The sequence below is a fragment of the Streptomyces lichenis genome (genome assembly GCF_023218175.1).
Classification (GTDB): domain Bacteria; phylum Actinomycetota; class Actinomycetes; order Streptomycetales; family Streptomycetaceae; genus Streptomyces; species Streptomyces lichenis.
The window spans coordinates 212442-230723 of sequence record NZ_JALPTH010000007.1 but is presented as its reverse complement, the minus strand read 5'-3'; the positions used below and the strand labels follow the sequence as shown (position 1 = coordinate 230723).

Below are 18282 nucleotides of genomic sequence, written 5' to 3'. Positions count from 1 at the left end.
AGCGTCCGCCCGCGTGCGGCGGCGGCCCGGGCCGCGGCGGGGAAGAATTTGCCCACCAGGAAGCATCCCGCGGCGAAGGCTGGTGAGACGTACGGGTATGGGAGTCGACTTCGAACGCAACGAGGACACCCGGAGCGCGGACCTGCTGATCGGCACCCGGCCCCGGGCCCAGGTCGAGGGCGCGTACCGGCGGCTGGAGCACGAGGTGGCCACGCCGGGGCTGCGTACGGCGTTCTCCGTCGGCGCCCTGGACGCCTACGGCTGGGCGCTGGGCCAGGCGGAGCGGGCACCGGTGACCGGTGCGGCCGTCGCCGCTCTCGGCGGGGTCCCGTCCAGTTACGTGCTCACGGCGGAGCTGGACGCGGCCGTGGTGCAGCTGGGCGACCCCACCGAGGAGGCCGAGCGCGCCGCCCATGTCCGCGGTGTGCACGACGCGCTGGCCTGGGTCTGCGGCCTGGTGGACGACCGGCCGTGAACCGCCTCCCCCGGGTGGGACGGGGGCGCGGCCCACACCCGGCCGCCGGTCATATCCCCGGGCCGGGGTAACCGCCGCCCGGGAAGCCCGGTGTTCGTCCCACCGGCCCGAACTCCATCGCCCGGGTCAGCCTGCGCAGCGTCTCCTCGGCGGTGCGCCGCACATCGCCGGGCACATCACCGCGCTCCGCGATCAGTCGGTCATAGATCGGCGCGTCGCCTCGCACAGCGGATTCCATGTCCCATCACCCTTCCGGGGCTCGGTTGATCGCACGCGGATCGCACACGTCGTTCGCTTGACCCCGCCGGCACTCCCGGCAGCGGTGGACGAGTGTACGGGGCCGGGCGCGGGGCGCCACCGGCAGCCCGGTCGGCCCCCGCCCCCTCGATGGCCCGTACCGGCTCACGTGCGCGGACCTGACAAGGCAGACTGGCCCCGTGCAGGCAGCGGATACCGGACACGGCGGGCCGGAAGGGGACGAGGACGAGCGGCGGTCCCGGCCGGGGGTGGTGCTGGCGGTGGCGGTGGCCGTCCCGATGGTGGGGACGGCCGGGGTGTGGGCCCGCCCGATGGCGCGGCTGATGTCGGCGGTCGGCGGCCCGCTGGCGCTCGCGTTGCTCTGCCTGCTGCTCTTCGGCGCCTTCGTGCTCTGCGCGCTGACCGCGCTCTGGGCGGTCGACCGGGTCTCCCGTGCCCTGCGCCGCCCGCGGCGGCGCGAGAGCGGCCCCTGAGAACGTCCCGACGGACCGCCCCGGGCCGGACGCCCGTGTCGGGGAGCGGGCCGAGTCGTTGCACTTCGCGCCGGGGGCGTCACCGCTCCCGGCCCCAGTCGCGTCGACCGGGCCGCAGGGCCCGACAAGGAGTTATGAGATGACTGCGTCTTCCCGTCTGCGGATGGCCGCGGTGTGCGCCGGGGCCGTCGGCGCCGGTCTGGTGGCCGCCTCCCCCGCCGTGGCCGCCGGCGACGGTGCCCCGCCGACCACCGTGGGCGCCCCGGTGTCCACCGACCTCAACAGCACCGGGCTGCTGGGCGGGCAGTCCTCGCAGGGGCAGAAGCCCGGCCAGGCCTCTCCGCTGCCGGTGGGCGGGGCGCTGCTGGGCAGCGCTCTGCTGGGCGGGCTGCCCGCGCTGCCCCTGTCGGCCGGCTGAGGGCGCGGGCCGCTCGGCGGGGCCCGCCGGGCCGGGGTCAGAGCGCGGCGGCCATCCGCCGGACCGCCTCGGTGAGCAGCTCCGGGGAGGTGGCCGGATTCAGCCGGGCGTACCCGGCGCCGCCGGTGCCGAACTCCGGGCCGGAGCTGAGCGCCACCCGGCCGCGGTCCAGGAAGACCGCGGCCGGGTCGTCGCCCAGGCCGAGGGCCCGGCAGTCCAGCCAAGCCGGACAGGTGCCCTGGGTGGGGCGGTAGCGGACCCGGGGCAGCCGCTCCGGCGCCATGTGACGCTGGTACGGCGGCGCAACCGGCCGAGGGTGAGCCGGCTGAGCGGGTCGGGTTCCGCTAGGTCGTCGGAGGTCGCGTCGTCCATGGCAGCCGAGTCCAGGAAGCCGCCGAGTCCGGTAAGGCCGCTGTCGGACGGCGGCGGGTGGTCACAGTCCGGCGGGGCCGGCGCCGCCCTGGAGGCGCTCGATGTCGGAGGGGCGGACCTGGATGACGAAGAGCGCGATCACCGCGGCGACCGCGGCCAGCGCGGCGGCCACGATGAACCCGGCGGAGACGCCGGAGGTGAGGACGGCGTCCGCGTACGGTTTGGGCAGCGCCCCGGTGAGCCGGAAGCGGAGCTGTTCGGCGGGGGTGGCCTCGGTGAGGAACTGCCGGATCTGCCGGGCGGCCTCGTCGGCGGAGGCGGTGCCGAAGACGGTGACCAGGATGGACAGCCCCAGCGAGCCGCCGACCTGCTGGGTGGCGTTGAGCAGCCCGGAGGCGGCGCCGGACTCCCGGACGGCGACGTCGGACAGCGCCATCAGGGTCAGCGAGACGAACTGCAGGCCCATCCCGAAGCCGAAGACCAGCATCGGGCCGAGGATGCTGCCGGCATAGGTGGAGTCCACGTCGACCAGGGTCAGCCAGGCGAGGCCCGCGGCCGCGAGCAGAGCGCCGGTGATCATGAACGGTTTGGGCCCGAAGCGCGGCAGCAGCCGGGACGCCAGGCCGGCGCCGACCGCGATGACAGCGCTGACCGGCAGGAACGCCAGCCCGGCGGCGAGCGGGGTGAAGCCCATGACGTCCTGGACGAAGAGGGTGAGGAAGAAGAACATGCCGAACATGGCGGCGGCCAGGCTGAGCATCATGCCGTAGGTGCCCGCCCGGTTGCGGTCGGCGAACATGTGCAGCGGGGTGATCGGCTGCCGGGACCGGCGTTCGATCAGCACGAAGACGCCGAGCAGCACCACCGCGGCCACGAAGGACAGCACGGTGAGCCAGTCGCCCCACCCGTGCTGGGAGGCGCGGATGAAGCCGTAGACCAGCAGCACCATGCCGCCGGTGGCGGTCAGCGCGCCGGCCAGGTCGAAGTTGCCCGGATGGCGCTCGGACTCCCGGATGTAGCGCGGGGTGAGGAAGACGACGAGCAGCCCGATGGGCACGTTGACGAAGAACACCCAGCGCCAGTCGAGCCATTCGACGAGCATCCCGCCGGCCAGCAGCCCGATCGCGCCGCCGCCGGCCGACACCGCGGCGAACACCCCGAAGGCGCGGTTGCGTTCGGGCCCCTCCGGAAAGGTGGTGCTGACCAGGGCCAGCGCGGTGGGTGAGGCGATGGCGCCGCCGACGCCCTGGAGGGCGCGGGCGGCCAGCAGTTGTGCCGAGTCCTGCGCCAGGCCGCCGAGCAGGGAGGCGAGGACGAAGAGCAGCACACCGGCCGTGAACACCCGCCGGCGGCCCAGGATGTCTCCGGCCCGGCCGCCGAGCAGCAGCAGCCCGCCGAAGGTGAGGGTGTAGGCGTTGACCACCCAGGACAGGTTAGCGGTGGAGAAGTCCAGCGACCGCTGGATGTGCGGCAGGGCGATGTTCACGATGGTGATGTCGAGGACCACCATCAGCTGGCAGGCGGCGATGACCAGCAGCGCGATGCCGCTGCCGGCCGGCCGCCGCGAGGCCTTGGTGTGCGGGGCGGGGGCCGGCGCGGGTGTGGTCATGGCGGGGATCCCGAGGCCTGGGGGACGGCGGTGGCCCGTCGCACCGGGCGGCGGACCGGCCTCCGCGGCGTCGGTGGCGCCGTGGTGTCGGTGGCGGAGGCCACCGTTCGACGGTACGCCCGGGGTGGGCGGCGGACCACTCGGGAGCCGGCCGCGCTCACCAGCCCCGGGCCGCGGGGTCACGCCTCCGGGTGCGGGGTGCCGACGCGCAGCCGGTTGCCGTCCGGATCGCGCAGCTCGACCTCCCGCGCCCAGGGCGCGTCCACCGGCTCGGCACCGAACTCCGCGGCGACGGCGTCCACATCGCGTACCCGCAGATAGACCAGGGTGTCGGGGCGGGCGTCGCCCAGGTGCTCGGAGAGGAACAACCGGACGGGCCCGCGGGCGACTTCGGCGAAGACCGGGAAACCCGGCTCGAAACGGTGCTGCCACTGCCGTACGAAGCCGAGCCGGGCGTACCAGGCGGCGGCGGTGGCGGCGTCGCGGACGTGCAGCACCGGGATGGCCTCCTCGCGCGGGGAGGGCTGCGGTCCGGTCATGTCAGGGGAGGTGGACGGTGCTGTCCGGGACGAAGGCGTGGCGCGCCCGGTGCTCGCGGGCCAGCTGCTCGGTGGTGAGCGTGGAGCGGCCCATGGCGCGGTCGCGGGCGGTACGGGCCTGGTGGTCCACGCACACCCGGCAGGTGGCGGCGTACCCCGGGAGCTCGGCGCGGTGCTCGGCGGCGATGTGCCGGGCGAGGCGGAGCTGCGCCTCGCCCTCGGCCGGTACGGCGGCCCCGGGCAGCGGGTCCCGCGCGGCCGGGTGCTTCATCTCGCGGTAGAGCCGGAAGCAGTCCTCGCACCCCCACATCCAGGCGGGCGGGAGGGGCCAGTCCTGCCCGTCCCCGGGGAGCACACCGTCGTCCATGCCGTCGTCCATGCCCGCACGGTAGCGCCGCGCGCGGACCGGGGGGCGGGGTTCGGCGGTTTCCCCGGGGCGGGACGGCCGGATCGTGCCCGCGAGGTGGATCGCGGGACCGGGAGGTGGTCCCCGGGCTCCGGGTCCGGTGGGCCGTTGCCCATGATCTCGCGTGCGTTGCCCGGGCCGGGCGGGGTGTTTCCCAGGCCCGGTAAGGGTTTCCCAGGACCCGGTGGGGGTTTCCCAGGCCCGGTGGGCGTTTCCCGGGCCCGGCGGGCGTCGTCTCCTCGGGGCGTTGGGCGTTTCCCGGGCCCGGCGGGCGTTTCCTTAGACTCGGGGGCGTGGAGCTGCGGCATCTGGAACATTTCGTGGCGGTCGCCGAGGAGGGAAACGTCACCCGGGCCGCCGCCCGGCTGCGTCTGGCGCAGTCCGGGCTCTCGGCATCGCTGCGGGCGCTGGAACGCGACCTGGGCGCCGAGCTCTTCCGCCGCACCGCGCGCGGGGTGCGGCTGACCGACGCGGGCGGGGCGCTGCTGGTGGAGGCGCGGCGCACCCTGGCCGGCGCGGCGGCGGCCCGGGAGGCGGTCGCGGCGGTGCGGGACGCGGTGGTCGGCACCCTGCGGGTGGGCACCGAGCAGTGCATGGGCGCGGCGGACCCGTTCGGCCTGCTGGTCGCCTTCGGGGCGCGCCACCCCTCGGTGGAGGTGCGGGTGGAGCAGGCCGGTTCGGCGGTGCTGCTGGAGCGGCTGCGGCGGGGCCGGCTCGATGTGGCGTTCACCGCCGGGCCCGGGGACGCGGCGGGGGTGCGGCTGCGGCCGCTGGCCCGGGAGCGGATGGTGCTGCTGTGCGCGCCGGGCCACCGGCTGGCGGACGGTACGCGGCCGCTGCCGCCGGCGCTGCTGGCGGGCGAGCCGTTCGTGGACCTGCATCCGCAGTGGGGTGCGCGCGCGGCGGCGGACGCGGTGTTCGCCGCGGCCGGGGTGGTGCGGACCGTCGCGATGCAGCTGGACGATGTGCACAAGCTGCTGGAGGTGGTGGCCGGCGGGCACGCGGTGGCGCTGGTGCCGCGGTCCGTGGCGGCCAAGGACCAGGCGCGCGGGCTGGTCCGGCGGGAGCTGGACCGGGACACCTGCTGGGAGGTCTCGGTGGCCCGCCCGGACGGGGTGCGGGCGTCCGCGGCGGTCCGGGCGCTGCTCGCCCGGCTGGACGCGGCCCGCGACGACGGCCCGGCCTGAACCGCCCGGCCCGGCGGCGAAGTGGTCACCGCCGCTGATCACCGCGGGCGGCGATCGCCACGGGCGATGGCCGCCATCAGCGTTCCGTGTTGGACAGGACCGCGCCCGGCACCGAGGCTGGAGCGGTGACTCAGACATCCCCACACTCCGCCCTGCCCACCCGCCGCATCGGAGAGGACCGGATCGGCGCCGTCGGACTGGGCGCCATGCCGCTCTCCGTGGAGGGCCGGCCCGACGAGCGGCAGGCCGTCGCCACGGTGCACGCGGCGCTCGACGCGGGCGTCACCCTGATCGACACCGCCGACGCCTACCACCTCGACACCTCCGACCCCGGCCACAACGAGCTCCTGATCGCCCGGGCGCTGCGGGAGTACGGCGGGGACACCTCCTCGGTGCTGGTCGCCACCAAGGGCGGCCACACCCGCCCGGACGGCACCTGGGCCCTGGACGGCTCGGCCGGCTATCTCCGCGAGGCGGTGGAGGGGTCGCTGCGCCGGCTGGGCGTGGAGGCGATCGGGCTGTACCAGCACCACCGGCCGGACCCCGAGGTGCCGTACGAGGAGACCCTCGGCGCGCTGAAGGAGCTGTACGACGCGGGGAAGATCCGCGGCGCCGGGATCTCCAACGCCGACCCGGAGCAGATCCGGCTGGCCCGGGACATCCTGGGCGAGCGGCTGGTGGCGGTGCAGAACCAGTTCTCCCCCGCGTTCCGCTCCAGCCTGCCCGAGCTGGAGCTGTGCGAGGAGCTGGGCCTGGCCTTCCTGCCGTGGAGCCCGCTGGGCGGCATCGGCGGGGCGTCCGCGCTGGGTTCGGAGCACCGGGCGTTCCACGAGGTGGCCGAGGAGGTCGGGGCGAGCCCGCAGCGGGTCTGCCTGGCCTGGATGCTGGCGCTGTCGCCGTGTGTGATCCCGATTCCCGGGGCGCGCCGGGCCGAGAGCGTACGCGACTCCGCGCAGGCGCCTTTCCTCACCCTGAGCGAGGAGCAGCTCGCCCGGCTGAGCACCGCGGCCTGACCGCGAGCGCCCCCGGCCCCCGGCTCATCGCGCGGCGAGCACGATCCACACCGGCCCGGGGGCGAAGGACAGCGGCCGCCCCTCCGGGGTGGTGAAGGTGGTGCCGCCGCCCGCCCCGGGGCGGCTCCACCGGGCCTCGTGGCTCCGGCCGTCGCGCAGCACCAGCGCCGTACCGGAGCCGGTGGTCTCGGTGTACGGGGAGACGCTGCCCCAGCGGTCGTGGAAGCGGGAGGGGCGTACCTCGGTGTCCTGCACCACGACGGTCGCCGCGGTCAGCGGCCCGCCGTCGGTGGTACGGGCGGGGCGGCCGTCCATCGCCACCCGCCAGCGGCGCTCGCCGGGCGACCAGGTGAAGGTGAACCGGGCGGCCGGGAAGCGGACGGTGTGCTCGGTGACCCGCTTCCCGCCGGGCGGCGCCGCACCGAAGCGGAAGCCGATGTCCCGCGCCCGCTCGGCGCGCGGGGCGGCGTCCAGGGCCGCCCGGGGCCGCAGATAGAGGTTGTGCGGCGCGGGCCGGGACGGTTCGCGCCGATAGGCGGCCGGGGCGGCCTCCGGCGGCAGCGGGTACAGCGGCGCGGCCTTGATCAGCGGGATCAGCGCGCTCTGCGCCCCGGAGTAGGCGAGCGCCGGCCGGCCGAACTGGCGCAGCAGCTCCAGGTCGGCCTCCCGGGCGCTGCGCACCGGGCCGACCCGCGGCGGGAGCCGGGAGGAGAACACCGCGAGCAGCCGGCTCTGCCCGGCCTCGACCTGCTCGGCGTAGACCAGGTCGGCCGCGCCCAGCCCGGTGTGCGGCCGGGCCGGCCCGACGTTGTCGATCTTGACGGCCAGGACCGGCGCGGCCTCGCGCGCGGGCAGCCCGGTGAGCGGTGACACCCCGCGGGCCGGGGCGCTGGGAGCGGTGCGGTCCGGGGCGGGGGCCGGGCATCCGGTCAGTCCCGCGGCGAGTACGGCGCACAGCACCCCGGCCGCCGCCGTGCCGGCCCGTCCGCGTCCGCGTATGGCACCCATCGGCCCGCTCCTCGCCCGTGCCCGCCCCGGGGCGGGCACGTCCTGCGTCCAGTGGAGCACGGCCGGCCGGGCCGCCGCCATGGCTCGCCGGCCGGGCTCCGCTGCGGGCGGCTCAGTACGGGGCGGCGGCGCCCCACACCGCGTAGGCCACCACCCCGGCGACGCAGAGCACCACCACCGCGGCGCTCAGGCCGGTGTGCCGGGACCTGCGGGCGGTGGGGCGACGCTCCCGCCGGGTGCGGCGGCGGGATCCGGCGGACGCTGCCGCCGGCCGTCCGGCGCGGGTGGCCGGGCCGGGGTCGGAGGCCGTCTCGGCGAGCAACCGGCGGCAGGCGGCGGCCAGTTCGGCGGAAGAGGCGGACCGGGGCATCAGCACCTCGGAGCGGGCCGGGGCGGTGGTGCCGCCGGCCAGGATGCGCCCGGCGCGCAGCCGGAGCTCGTCCCGTCCTCCGGTGGGCGCCAGGCTGATCCAGCGCCGCACATGCTCGCCGCGTATCACCACACCCCCGGAGCGCTCCCGGTACACGGTGTGCTCCCGCCACAGGACCTTCGCCAAGTCCTCCGCCACATCACGCAGTTGCGCGCTCATATCCCGCTCCCCCTCGCCGGTGCGCCGTCGACCGGCACCGCACTCTAGACGATGGGTCACCGGCGTCCGGCACCGGGCCGCGGCTGCGGGGGCGGCGCCTCAGACGTCGCGCCCGCGGGCGGCCAGCCACCGGTGCACGGCGGCCTTGTCGGACACGCCGATCCGCGCGGGCCCCTCGCGCCAGGGCCCCTCGTCCTCGTTGAAGGCGGTGTCGGTGACCCGGGCGGTCGCCCAGTCGGCCAGTTCTCGGGCGGCCTCGGCGGAGAGCGAGCGCCGCTCCCACTGGCGGCGCGCGTCGGCGGCGGCCGCCGGATCGTGCCGGGCGGCCTCGTCGAGCCAGAGCGGCACGAGCCGTTCGACGGTCTGCCGGTCCTCCTCCGGGGTGGGGTCGTCCGGGGCGGCGTCTGCGGATGAGTCCATGCCCCCATGTGTGACCGCCTCCCCCGCCCCGTATGCCTGGCCGGGGCGCTTCCGGTGGCCGGCGGGCCCCGCCCGTTGCGGCAAACGGGTGAAGTCCCGGGCAGCCGGGCGCCGGACCGTTACGTGATCGGGGCAGCGCGGTTACGCAAGCGAACCCGAACGCTCCGGGTCTACCGACGATAAGGAAGCAGCATGATCAAGAAGGTTCTGGCCACCGCCGGTGTCGCCGCCGCCGCCCTGGCCGCCGGTGCCCCGATGGCCGCGGCCGTGGGTGATGGCGAGATCAGCACCCAGAACGGCAACTTCTCCACGCAGAGCTACGGCAACACCGTCACCGGTGGATACATGAGCCCGCAGATCGGTCTGGTCCAGGGCTCGCTGAACAAGCTCTGCCTCGGTGTGCCGGCCCAGGCCGACATCCAGAACGTCGTGGGTCTGGTGAACGTCGGCATTCAGGACCTGGTCAACGACACCCAGAACCAGACCTGCACCGAGAACTCCACCGCCGTCAAGGGCGACAGCGCGCTGTCGCACCTGCTGGAGAACGTCATCTCCGAGAACCTCGCCGCGTCGGTCGAGGACTGAGCGGGGGCGGTCGCGGAGACGACCGCCGTCGCGATCCGGCCGGTCCGTGGGGCGTACGCGCCTCCGCGGGCCGGCCGGCCGCTTTCCCCGACCCCGCTCCTGCCGGCCGGGCCGCGTCCCGCCTCCCCCGAGGAGGCGGGACGCGTTCGGGTCAGAAGACCGCGCGTACGGCCCGACCGGGCACCGACAGGCTGGCCCAGACGGTCTTGCCCCGCACCGGGGAGATCTCCCAGGACCAGTCGTCGCTGACCGCGCCGACCAGGGCGAGGCCCCGGCCGCCGGTCTCCGAGACACCGGCCCGGCGCGGGCGGGGTGCCTCGGGGCTCGGGTCGGTGACGGCGCACACCACCGCCTCCGGATAACGGAACAGGCCCAGCCAGACCGGGTACTCGGCCGGTTCGCCCGCCGGGTGGCCCAGTCCGTGCCGTACGGCGTTGGTGACCAGTTCGCTGACGATCAGCGCCATGTCCGGGCCGACCGAGGGCAGCGACCAGCCGCGCAGGGTCGCCTCGGTGAACCGGCGCGCCCGGGCGGGGCTGCGCGGGCAGCCCTCCAGCGCGCAGGCGGCGAAGGAGCCGAGGTCCGCGTCGTCCGGCAGTCCGCCGGAGGGTTCGCCCGCCGGGTCCGCGAGGGCCGGGACGGTCGTCCGCCCTCCACCGCCGACGCTGGTCCGTAAGGCCGTCATGTGAACCGTCACTGGACATGTCCCCCTGAGGGCTTGGGAGTTGGGTGCTGCGACATCCGACCGGGAACGAGTATCGTCGGGTCCACCGGTAAAACGCAATTGCGTCCGGGATTGCATTCAGGCCGTCGTCGGTCCGTCCGGACAGGCGCGGCGGACACCATTGGAGGGACCATGGGCGAGCACGGGCTTCACGGGACACCGGCCGTTGCGGCACCGGCCAACGGCATTCCGGCCGGGGAACTGACCTCGGCGCACTGGATCAAGAGCAGTCACAGCAACCCCACCGGGAACTGCGTCGAGCTGTCCCCGCTGGCCGACGGCAGTGTGGCCGTCCGCAACTCCCGGGATCCGCAGGGTCCCGCGCTGGTCTACACCCGGGCCGAGATCGCCGCCTTCCTGGCGGGCGCCCGGGATGGCGACTTCGACTCGGTGCTCGGCTGAGACCAGGTCGGGATCCGGTCGCAGGCCGGTGGCCAGCCGGCCGGGTTCCCGGCGGGGATCCGGCCGGAAGCCGATCGGCCTTCCGGCCGGTACCCGGTCGGGCCCCGGCCCGCGGGGAGGAATCCCCGCGGGCCGGGGCCCGGCGCCGCCCCACCGCCCGCGTGCCCAACGGGCCCTGCCCGCAGGCGCATTCCGACCGGATCGCGCCGGGCGGGAGCGGCACCGTCTGGCCGCGCGGGCGCACTCTGGGTACCGTCGTACGTCCTTCCCCGTGAGCAGGAGCGCCCCCGATGACGTCGACGGAACCGCATCCACCGCTGTTCGTGAGACCTTTGGGGTCCGTCGAGCACAATCCGACGGCCCTCAAGCTGATCCTGGGCGCCAAACTCCGCGAGCTGCGGCTGCGGGCCGGGCTCGACCCGGCGGCCGTGGACTCCCGGCTCGGCTTCTCCCGCTCCAAGACCAGCCGGATGGAGCTGGGACGGCACGGCTGCAAGGCCGTGGACGCCCAGGCGCTGCTGCGGCTGTACGGGGTCCATGACGAGCAGGCGGTCGAGGAGTTCCTGCGGCTGGCGGCGCAGTCCCGGCGGCAGGACTGGTGGAGCACCTACCACGACGTCCTGCCGGAGTTCCTCGCCCCGCTGGTGGCGCTGGAGGGCGCGGCCGCCATCATCCGGGCGTACGAGCCGTTCTACATGCCGGGGTTGCTGCAGACGCCGGCGTACGCCCGCGCGGTGATCGAGTCCGGGCCGGCACGGCTGATGCCGCACGAGGTGCGCCGCCGGATGGATCTGCGCCATGAGCGGCAGCGCCAGCTCGACCAGCCGGACGCGCCCCGGCTGTGGGCGGTGCTCGACGAGTCGGTGCTGCTGCGCAGGGTGGGCGGGCCGCTGGTGATGCGGGAGCAGCTGGAGTTCCTGGCCGCCATGATGGCGCGTTCCCATGTGACGGTGCAGATCGCCCCGCTGGATGTGACGGCGGCGGTCGGGGTGGGCACGGGCGTGACCTATCTGCGGTTCGCGCTCACCGATCTGAAGGACGCCGTCTACATCGAGCATCTGACGGACAGCACCTTCAGCCAGAAGCCGCACATGGTCGAGCAGTACCGGGACATGATGGACCGGCTGGGCGCCTGCGCGCTGACCCCGAAGGAGACGCTGGCCCTGGTGCGCGAGCGGATCGCGGCGTACTGAGCCACTCGCACGGCACGGGCCGGGCCACCCCCGCGAGGGGCGGCCCGGCCCTTGCCGTTGCTGTTGCCTGAGACCGGGTGTCAGCCGAGCCGGGCGACCCCGCCCCACTCCACCCACTCGTCGGTCTGCTGGACGGGCGCCAGATCGTTGTCGGCGCGCCAGGTGGACACCTCGACCAGCCCGGGGTCCAGGATGCTCAGGCCGTCCACGCCCTCCAGGAAGCCGGCGAGCTCGTGCTCCTCGCGGACCCGGCCCCAGTGGCCGCCGGTCGCCTCCGCCATGAAGTCGGTGACGAACTTCCTGATCTCCGGCCGGTCGCTGACCAGTTGGCACACCACCAGGAAGCTGCCGGGCACCAGTCGGCGGGCCACGTCGCGGACCAGCGCGGCCGGGTCGTCCTCGTCCGGGATGCAGTGCAGCACCGAGACGAACAGCGCGGCGACCGGCTGGTCGAAGTCGATCAGCCGGCGGGTCTCCTCATGGCTGAAGATGCCGTCGGTGTCCCGCATGTCGGCCTGGATGACGGTGGTCCGCTCGTTCTCGTCCAGCAGGGCCCGGCCGTGGGCGAGCACGATCGGGTCGTTGTCGACGTAGACGACGGCGGCCTCGGGGTCCACGGCCTGGGCGACCTGGTGGACGTTGTCCTGGGTGGGCAGCCCGGATCCGTGGTCGATGAACTGGCGGATGCCGTACTCCTGGGCCAGCACCCGCACCACCCGGCGCAGGAAGTGGCGGTTGTTGACCGCCAGCGTCATGGTGCTGGGCACCTGCTCCAGCAGCTGCGCGCAGGCGGCGCGGTCGGACTCGTAGTTGTCGCTGCCCCCCAGGAAGAAGTCGTACATACGTGCCACGCTGGGGACATCGGTGTCGATGGCCTCAGGACTCCACAACTCGCGTGCTGCCATCCTCGCCTCATCCGCGTCGGGTGCCGGTTCGCCGCAGGCCGCCGCCCGCCCGGGCCGCACCCGGCGGCTGCGACCGGCGGTCCTGACGGTCGTACGAGAGGCTCATGCTAGGAAGAACAGATCGCGCCGGTACAGGAGTTGGCGATATCTCGCACAACCCCGCGCGCTTTTCGGCCATTTCCCGCCGGGTGTGCGCCGGGCGGCCGGGTGGATCAGCGGCGGGGCGGGAGCCGGTGCAGGGTGACCTCGGCGAGGCGGCCGCCGTGGAGTTCGGCGGTCATGTACGTGCAGTGCGGCTGGCGGCGGCGGTCCGTGGGGGAGCCCGGGTTGAGCAGGCGCAGCCCGCCGGGCGCGGTGGTGTCCCAGGGGATGTGGCTGTGGCCGAAGATGAGTAGGTCCAGGTCGGGAAACCGGTCCTCGCAGCGGCGCTCGCGCCCCTGGGCGCCGCCGGTCTCGTGGACGACGCCGACGCGCAGTCCCTCCAGCTCGGCGCGGGCCACCTCGGGCAGCCGGGCGCGCAGTTCGGGCCCGTCGTTGTTGCCGTACACGGCGATCAGCCGCCGGGAGCGGGCGGTCAGCAGGTCGAGGGTGGCGGTGTCGGTCCAGTCGCCCGCGTGCACCACCGCGTCGGCCTCCTCGACGGCCGCCAGCAGGGGCGCGGGGAGCTCCCGCGCGCGCCGGGGCAGATGGGTGTCGGAGGTGAGCAGCAGTCGCACGTGCGGTGTCCCTGTCAGCGGTGGTGGTCGTGGGGGCGGTGCCCGGTGAGGTGGGACCGCCAGGAGCCGGAGGGCGCGTGGGCGCGCCAGCCCCGGTCCCAGTGTGCCCGCCGGCGGCCGGGGGGCGGGGCGGCGGGGGGCTCGCCGGCCGGGGCGGCGGCCAGCGCGGTGAGGACGGCGGTGAGGGCGGCCAGCTCGGTGGGGGTGGGGGCGCCGCGGAGGATGCGCAGATGGTGGGGCATTCGCTCATGCTCGGCCGGTGCCCGGGAGGCGGGCATCCGCTGTACGGCCGTCCGGGTGAGCGGGGGCCCGGGCCCGGCGGGCCGGCGGGTGCGGCCGGTAGGGCGCGGGTGGCCGCCTCCGTACGGGTGAGATGGGCGCCCGCACGGCGTGGCGCTTTGTTGCGCGGCGCGCCGGGCCGCACATGGGGGCGGCCGGTCTCGCGCGGGCGGCCCCCGTGCGAGAAGGGGCGGCGGCCGGGGCCCGGGAGGGGGCCCCGGCCGTCCCCGGTCCGGGGCGGTCCGCGGGCCGCTCACCCTGGCGGCGCAACCGCGGCCGGATTTCTTCGCCGCGCGCCGCTGTCGGGCCGCTGGCGATGCTGTGGGGACGAAAGCGACGAAAGGGCTTGACTCATGGCCACGTTGTGCAGACCGGCGGTGTCCGTCCCCGAGCACGTGATCACCATGCAGGAGACTCTCGACCTGGCGCGCTCCATCCACGCGGACCATCCCCAGCTGCCGCTGGCCCTGCGGCTGATGGAGAACACCGGCGTCCAGAAGCGCCATCTGCTGCGCCCCATCGAGGAGACGCTGCGCCACGACGGCTTCGAGGTCCGCAACCGGATATACGAGGAGGAGGCGAAGGCCCGGGTGCCCGCGGTGATCAACCGGGCGCTGGAGGACGCGGAGCTGCGCGCCCAGGACATCGACGTGATCGTCTATGTCTCCTGCACGGGCTTCATGATGCCCTCGCTCACCGCCTGGCTGATCAACACCATGGACTTCCGCTCCGACACGCGGCAGATCCCCATCGCCCAGCTGGGCTGCGCGGCCGGCGGAGCGGCGATCAACCGGGCGCACGACTTCTGCACCGCCTACCCGGAGGCGAACGCCCTGATCGTCGCCTGCGAGTTCTGCTCGCTGTGCTACCAGCCGACCGACCTCGGTGTCGGCAACCTGCTGTCGAACGGCCTGTTCGGCGACGGGATCGCGGCCGCGGTGATGCGCGGCCGGGGCGGCACCGGGGTGGCGCTGGAGCGCAACGGCTCCTACCTGGTCCCCGAGACGGTGGACTGGATCGCCTACGACGTCCGCTCCACCGGCTTCCACTTCAAGCTGGACAAGCGGGTGCCGGGCACCATGGAGCCGCTGGCGCCGGCGCTGATGGAGCTGGCCGGGCAGCACGACTGGGACGCCACCGACCTGGACTTCTACATCATCCACGCCGGCGGCCCGCGCATCCTGGACGACCTCAGCAAGTACCTGAAGGTCCCGGCGGAGGCGTTCCGCTTCAGCCGGGCGACGCTGACCGAGTACGGCAACATCGCGAGCGCGGTGGTGCTGGACGCGCTGCGGCGGATGTTCGACGAGGGCGGCGCCGAGGACACCGCGCGCGGCCTGCTGGCCGGCTTCGGCCCCGGTATCACCGCCGAGATGTCGCTCGGCCGGTGGACGGTCGCCGAGCGCGTCCCGGACACCGCCTCCGAGCTCGTCTCCGATCTGGTGGAGGAACCCAGCCGTGTGGGATGAGACGACGACGACCGCGACGGCCGACGCTCCGGAGCGGGCCCCGGCGGAGGTGTGCCCGGTCACCGGGCGGAGCCTGCCGCCGGTGCGCAACTGGCCGGCCCTCGACCTGCACGGGACGGACTTCGACCCGGTGCTGGCCGAGCTGATGCGGGAGGGTCCGCTCACCCGGATCAAGCTGCCCAACGGTGGCGGCTGGGCCTGGCTGGTCACCCGGTACGACGACGTCCGGGCGGTCACCAACGACCCGCGGTTCAGCCGCAAGCTGGTGGCGGACCACGATGTGACCCGGCTGGCGCCGCACTTCATCCCGGTGGACGGGGCGGTCGGCTTCGAGGACCCGCCGGACCACACCCGGCTGCGCCGCTCGGTGGCGCCGGCGTTCACCACCCGGGGCGTGGAGCGGCTGCGGGACAGCGCCCGGGAGATGCTGGACGAGCTGGTCGCGGGGATCCTCGCGGACGGCCCGCCGGCCGACCTCACCGAGCGGCTGCTCGGCCCGTTCCCGCTGGCGGTGGTCTGCGAGCTGATGGGCGTGCCCGCGTCCGACCGGCCCAAGATGCACGAGTGGACCAATCTGATCCTCTCCTCCGCGCAGGGCGTGGAGCGCAGCCAGCGGGCCAAGGAGGACATGTGCTCCTCCTTCGCCGACCTGCTGGCTCAGCCGAAGGACAACGCCGACGAGGACAGCGTGCTGGGGCTGCTCGGCACGGCGATCGCCCACGGCGAGATCACCGCCTCGGAGGCGGTGGGCCTGTCGCTGCTGATCCAGATCGGCGGTGAGGCGGTCACCAACAACGCCGGCAACATGCTCTACCTGCTGCTGACCCGGCCGGAGCTGATGGAGCGGCTGCGGGCGGAGCCGGCGGCCCGGCCCCGGGCGGTGGACGAGCTGCTGCGCTACATCCCGCACCGCAGCGCGGTGGGCCTGTCCCGGATCGCGCTTCAGGACGTGGAGGTGGCGGGCACGGTGATCGCCGAGGGTGAGGCGGTGTACGTCTCCTACCTGTCGGCCAACCGGGACCCGGAGGTCTTCGCCGACCCGGAGTCGCTGATCCTGGACCGCTCCCCCAACCCGCATGTGGCCTTCGGCTACGGGCCGCACTACTGCGTGGGCGCGATGCTGGCCCGGCTGGAGTCGGAGCTGCTGGTGGACGCGTTCTGCGACCGCTTCCCCGGGCTGCGGCTCGCGGTGCCGCCCGAGGAGGTCCCGTTCCGGCGCGGTGCGCTGATCCGCGGCCCCGAGGCCCTTCCGGTGACCTGGTGATGGCGCACCAGCAGGCGCCCGCCGCGCTGCTGGCCGAGACCCCCGACGGGCTGCTGGTGCCGCGGGGGCAGGGCCGTACGCTGCGGGCCCCGGCGCACGAGGTGACCTTCAAGGTGACCGGGGAGCACTCGCGGGCGGCGTCCAGCTTCGAGGTGGTGGTGCCGCCCGGGTTCGATGTGGGCGCCCATGTGCACACCCGCAGCGAGGAGTTGTTCTACGTGCTGGAGGGCGAGCTCGATGTGCTCGCCTTCGAGCCCCGGGTGCGCACCCGGGAGGACTGGCGGGACTGGGAGTCCTCCTCGGGCCGGCGCACCGTGCGGGCCACGCCGGGCACGGTGATCGTGGTGCCGCCGGGCTGCCCGCACGCCTTCGCCAACCGCTCGGGCGAGCCGGCCCGGATGTTCTTCCAGGCCTCCCCGCCGCCGGACCACGAGCGGTACTTCGAGGAGCTGCTGGAGATCCTGGACGGCGGCGGGGAGCCCGACCACGCCGCGATCGCCGCGCTGCGGGCCCGCTACGACATCGAGCAGCTGACCCCGCTGCGCCACGACGCCGGCCGGGGCTGATCCGGAGGACCACTCGGGGCCCCGCCGTCCGTGACGGCGGGGCCTCCTCGCGTACGCGCGTACCCGCCGCTCAGCGGTCCAGGTCCCGGTGCGCGGTCTCCGGCAGCCGCAGGTAGACCAGCGAGGACAGCAGGCAGAGCGCCGAGACGTACCAGGCGAACAGCCCGGGGCGGTCGAGCTCCCGGAAGAGCGTGCCGAGGTAGGGGGCGGTGCCGCCGAAGAGGGCGACGGTGAGGGAGTACGGGAAGCCGATCCCGGCCGCCCGCACCCTGGCCGGGAAGATCTCCGCGTTCACGGCGGCCGAGACCGAGGTGAAGCCGGTGAGCAGCACCATCCCGGCGCAGGCGACCAGCAGCAGGGAGGTGAGGGAGTCCACCGCCCGCAGCAGCGCCACCGCGAGCAGGGTGAAGCCCAGGCCGAAGAAGAGCAGCGGCGGCTTGCGCCCGAAGCGGTCGGAGAGCAGCCCGCCGAGCGGTTGCAGCGCCGCGAAGAAGGCGAGCGCCAGGGTGGAGGCGAACAGGGTGTCGCCCTTGTCGACGCCGGACAGCTCGGCGTAGGTGGGGAGGTAGGAGGTCCAGGTGTAGTACGCGAGGGTGCCGCCGGCGGTGATGCCGCAGATCAGCAGGGAGGCGCGGGGGTGGTGGCGCAGCGCGTCGAACAGCCCGGGGCGGGGTGCGGCGGGGTGCTCGGGCATGCGCAGGGTCTCCTCCGCGCCCCGCCGGATCCAGAAGCCGACGAGGCTGAGGACGGCACCGAGGAGGAAGGGGACCCGCCAGCCCCACTCCCCCATCGGCCCGTCGCCGAGGGTGCTGACCAGGACGGCGGCGAGCCCGGAGGCGGCGAGCTGGCCGAGGGTGGTGGAGACGTACTGGAAGCTGGAGAACAGCCCGCGCCTGCCGGGCCCGGCCGACTCGACCAGGAAGGTGGTGGAGGCGGCGAACTCACCGCCCACGGAGAGCCCCTGGAGGAGGCGGGCGGTCACCAGCACCACCGGCGCGGCCAGTCCGGCCGAGGCGTAGGACGGGGTGAGGCCGACCAGTAGGCTGCTGCCGCCCATGAGCAGGATGGTGGTGGTCAGCGCCGCGCGCCGGCCGTGCCGGTCGGCGACGGCCCCCATCAGCAGCCCGCCGACCGGCCGCATGAAGAAGCCCACGGCGAAGACCGCGAACGTGGAGAGCAGCGGCACCAGGGAGTCGTCCGCGCTCTCGGGGAAGACCTGGGCGGCGATGTAGGTGGCGAGGAAGGTGTACGCGTACCAGTCGTACCACTCGACGGCGTTGCCGACCGAGGCGGCGAGCAGCTGCCGGACCGGGCGGCGGGGCGGGGCGGGTGCCTGCGTCTCCTGGGTCATGATCACGCCCCTCCCCCGCGGCCGGAGGCGGCACACCCCCGCCGTGTGACGTCTTCGTGTC

Annotated in this window: 23 protein-coding genes and 1 pseudogene; 11 read left to right on the top strand and 13 right to left on the bottom strand. The window is 74.8% G+C overall.

Annotation, left to right across the window (positions count from 1 at the left end):
• The first annotated feature begins 97 nt into the window (after positions 1–97).
• Positions 98–475 (top strand): hypothetical protein, encoded by a 378-nt coding sequence (locus M1O15_RS10170; RefSeq protein ID WP_248632998.1) that lies wholly within the window; start codon positions 98–100, stop codon positions 473–475.
• 49 nt (positions 476–524) lie between these two features.
• Here the strand turns inward: M1O15_RS10170 and M1O15_RS10165 are convergent, their stop codons facing one another.
• Entirely contained in the window at positions 525–713 is a 189-nt protein-coding gene (locus M1O15_RS10165; protein WP_248632997.1) for a hypothetical protein, read from the bottom strand.
• Between the two features lie 199 nt (positions 714–912).
• On the opposite strand from M1O15_RS10165, the gene M1O15_RS10160 reads away from it, so the two are divergent.
• Positions 913–1206, top strand: coding sequence for a hypothetical protein (locus M1O15_RS10160; RefSeq protein ID WP_248632995.1), 294 nt, complete (start codon positions 913–915; stop codon positions 1204–1206).
• A gap of 139 nt (positions 1207–1345) precedes the next feature.
• Positions 1346–1624 (top strand): hypothetical protein, encoded by a 279-nt coding sequence (locus M1O15_RS10155; RefSeq protein WP_248632993.1) that lies wholly within the window; start codon positions 1346–1348, stop codon positions 1622–1624.
• A 37-nt stretch (positions 1625–1661) separates the two neighbouring features.
• On the opposite strand, the pseudogene M1O15_RS10150 reads toward M1O15_RS10155, so the two are convergent.
• The 4 genes and pseudogenes from M1O15_RS10150 to M1O15_RS10135 all read right to left on the bottom strand — a co-directional run.
• A pseudogene (locus M1O15_RS10150) lies at positions 1662–1898 on the bottom strand (pyridoxal phosphate-dependent aminotransferase); the annotation flags it as partial.
• A 159-nt stretch (positions 1899–2057) separates the two neighbouring features.
• Positions 2058–3605, bottom strand: coding sequence for an MFS transporter (locus M1O15_RS10145; protein WP_248632991.1), 1548 nt, complete (start codon positions 3603–3605; stop codon positions 2058–2060).
• Between the two features lie 179 nt (positions 3606–3784).
• Positions 3785–4144: a glyoxalase superfamily protein gene (locus M1O15_RS10140; protein ID WP_248632989.1), complete on the bottom strand. Its 360-nt coding sequence runs from the start codon at positions 4142–4144 to the stop codon at positions 3785–3787.
• 1 nt (position 4145) lies between these two features.
• Positions 4146–4523, bottom strand: a complete 378-nt coding sequence (locus tag M1O15_RS10135; protein WP_248632987.1) for a hypothetical protein — start codon at positions 4521–4523, stop codon at positions 4146–4148.
• Between the two features lie 320 nt (positions 4524–4843).
• Between M1O15_RS10135 and M1O15_RS10125 the strand changes: the two genes are divergently transcribed.
• Both M1O15_RS10125 and M1O15_RS10120 read left to right on the top strand, forming a co-directional pair.
• Positions 4844–5737: a LysR family transcriptional regulator gene (locus M1O15_RS10125; protein WP_308282271.1), complete on the top strand. Its 894-nt coding sequence runs from the start codon at positions 4844–4846 to the stop codon at positions 5735–5737.
• A 152-nt stretch (positions 5738–5889) separates the two neighbouring features.
• Positions 5890–6750: an aldo/keto reductase gene (locus M1O15_RS10120; protein ID WP_248633117.1), complete on the top strand. Its 861-nt coding sequence runs from the start codon at positions 5890–5892 to the stop codon at positions 6748–6750.
• Between the two features lie 24 nt (positions 6751–6774).
• Here the strand turns inward: M1O15_RS10120 and M1O15_RS10115 are convergent, their stop codons facing one another.
• From M1O15_RS10115 to M1O15_RS10105, 3 genes are all read right to left on the bottom strand, one after another.
• Positions 6775–7758, bottom strand: coding sequence for a DUF3048 domain-containing protein (locus tag M1O15_RS10115; RefSeq protein ID WP_248632985.1), 984 nt, complete (start codon positions 7756–7758; stop codon positions 6775–6777).
• A 112-nt stretch (positions 7759–7870) separates the two neighbouring features.
• On the bottom strand, positions 7871–8347 hold the full coding sequence (locus tag M1O15_RS10110; RefSeq protein ID WP_248632984.1) for a hypothetical protein: 477 nt from the start codon (positions 8345–8347) through the stop codon (positions 7871–7873).
• A gap of 99 nt (positions 8348–8446) precedes the next feature.
• Positions 8447–8767, bottom strand: coding sequence for a hypothetical protein (locus M1O15_RS10105; protein WP_248632983.1), 321 nt, complete (start codon positions 8765–8767; stop codon positions 8447–8449).
• Between the two features lie 192 nt (positions 8768–8959).
• Between M1O15_RS10105 and M1O15_RS10100 the strand changes: the two genes are divergently transcribed.
• Entirely contained in the window at positions 8960–9352 is a 393-nt protein-coding gene (locus M1O15_RS10100; protein ID WP_248632981.1) for a rodlin, read from the top strand.
• A gap of 151 nt (positions 9353–9503) precedes the next feature.
• Here the strand turns inward: M1O15_RS10100 and M1O15_RS10095 are convergent, their stop codons facing one another.
• Positions 9504–10037 (bottom strand): ATP-binding protein, encoded by a 534-nt coding sequence (locus tag M1O15_RS10095; protein WP_248632979.1) that lies wholly within the window; start codon positions 10035–10037, stop codon positions 9504–9506.
• A 171-nt stretch (positions 10038–10208) separates the two neighbouring features.
• On the opposite strand from M1O15_RS10095, the gene M1O15_RS10090 reads away from it, so the two are divergent.
• Complete coding sequence (locus tag M1O15_RS10090; protein WP_248632977.1) at positions 10209–10478, top strand: DUF397 domain-containing protein; 270 nt, start codon at positions 10209–10211, stop codon at positions 10476–10478.
• Between the two features lie 290 nt (positions 10479–10768).
• Positions 10769–11671 carry a helix-turn-helix domain-containing protein gene (locus M1O15_RS10085; protein ID WP_248632975.1) on the top strand — a complete coding sequence of 301 codons (903 nt, stop codon included), beginning with the start codon at positions 10769–10771 and terminating at the stop codon, positions 11669–11671.
• Between the two features lie 80 nt (positions 11672–11751).
• Here M1O15_RS10085 and M1O15_RS10080 read toward each other — a convergent pair whose 3' ends face one another.
• The 3 genes from M1O15_RS10080 to M1O15_RS10070 form a co-directional block, all read right to left on the bottom strand.
• Positions 11752–12576: an SAM-dependent methyltransferase gene (locus M1O15_RS10080; protein WP_248632973.1), complete on the bottom strand. Its 825-nt coding sequence runs from the start codon at positions 12574–12576 to the stop codon at positions 11752–11754.
• 212 nt (positions 12577–12788) lie between these two features.
• Positions 12789–13292 (bottom strand): metallophosphoesterase family protein, encoded by a 504-nt coding sequence (locus M1O15_RS10075; protein WP_248632971.1) that lies wholly within the window; start codon positions 13290–13292, stop codon positions 12789–12791.
• Positions 13293–13306: 14 nt separating this feature from the next.
• Complete coding sequence (locus M1O15_RS10070; protein ID WP_248632969.1) at positions 13307–13534, bottom strand: acyl-CoA carboxylase epsilon subunit; 228 nt, start codon at positions 13532–13534, stop codon at positions 13307–13309.
• A gap of 390 nt (positions 13535–13924) precedes the next feature.
• Here M1O15_RS10070 and M1O15_RS10065 point away from each other — a divergent pair, with 390 nt between their 5' ends.
• From M1O15_RS10065 to M1O15_RS10055, 3 genes are read left to right on the top strand one after another with little or no spacing between them, the layout of a single operon-like run.
• Positions 13925–15040 carry a type III polyketide synthase gene (locus tag M1O15_RS10065; RefSeq protein ID WP_248632967.1) on the top strand — a complete coding sequence of 372 codons (1116 nt, stop codon included), beginning with the start codon at positions 13925–13927 and terminating at the stop codon, positions 15038–15040.
• 49 nt (positions 15041–15089) lie between these two features.
• Positions 15090–16304, top strand: coding sequence for a cytochrome P450 (locus tag M1O15_RS10060; protein ID WP_248633116.1), 1215 nt, complete (start codon positions 15090–15092; stop codon positions 16302–16304).
• Entirely contained in the window at positions 16304–16870 is a 567-nt protein-coding gene (locus tag M1O15_RS10055) for a cupin domain-containing protein (protein WP_248632965.1), read from the top strand. The genes M1O15_RS10060 and M1O15_RS10055 overlap by 1 nt, the downstream gene beginning before the upstream one ends.
• A gap of 70 nt (positions 16871–16940) precedes the next feature.
• Here the strand turns inward: M1O15_RS10055 and M1O15_RS10050 are convergent, their stop codons facing one another.
• Positions 16941–18221, bottom strand: coding sequence for an MFS transporter (locus tag M1O15_RS10050; RefSeq protein ID WP_248632963.1), 1281 nt, complete (start codon positions 18219–18221; stop codon positions 16941–16943).
• Positions 18222–18282 lie beyond the last annotated feature (61 nt).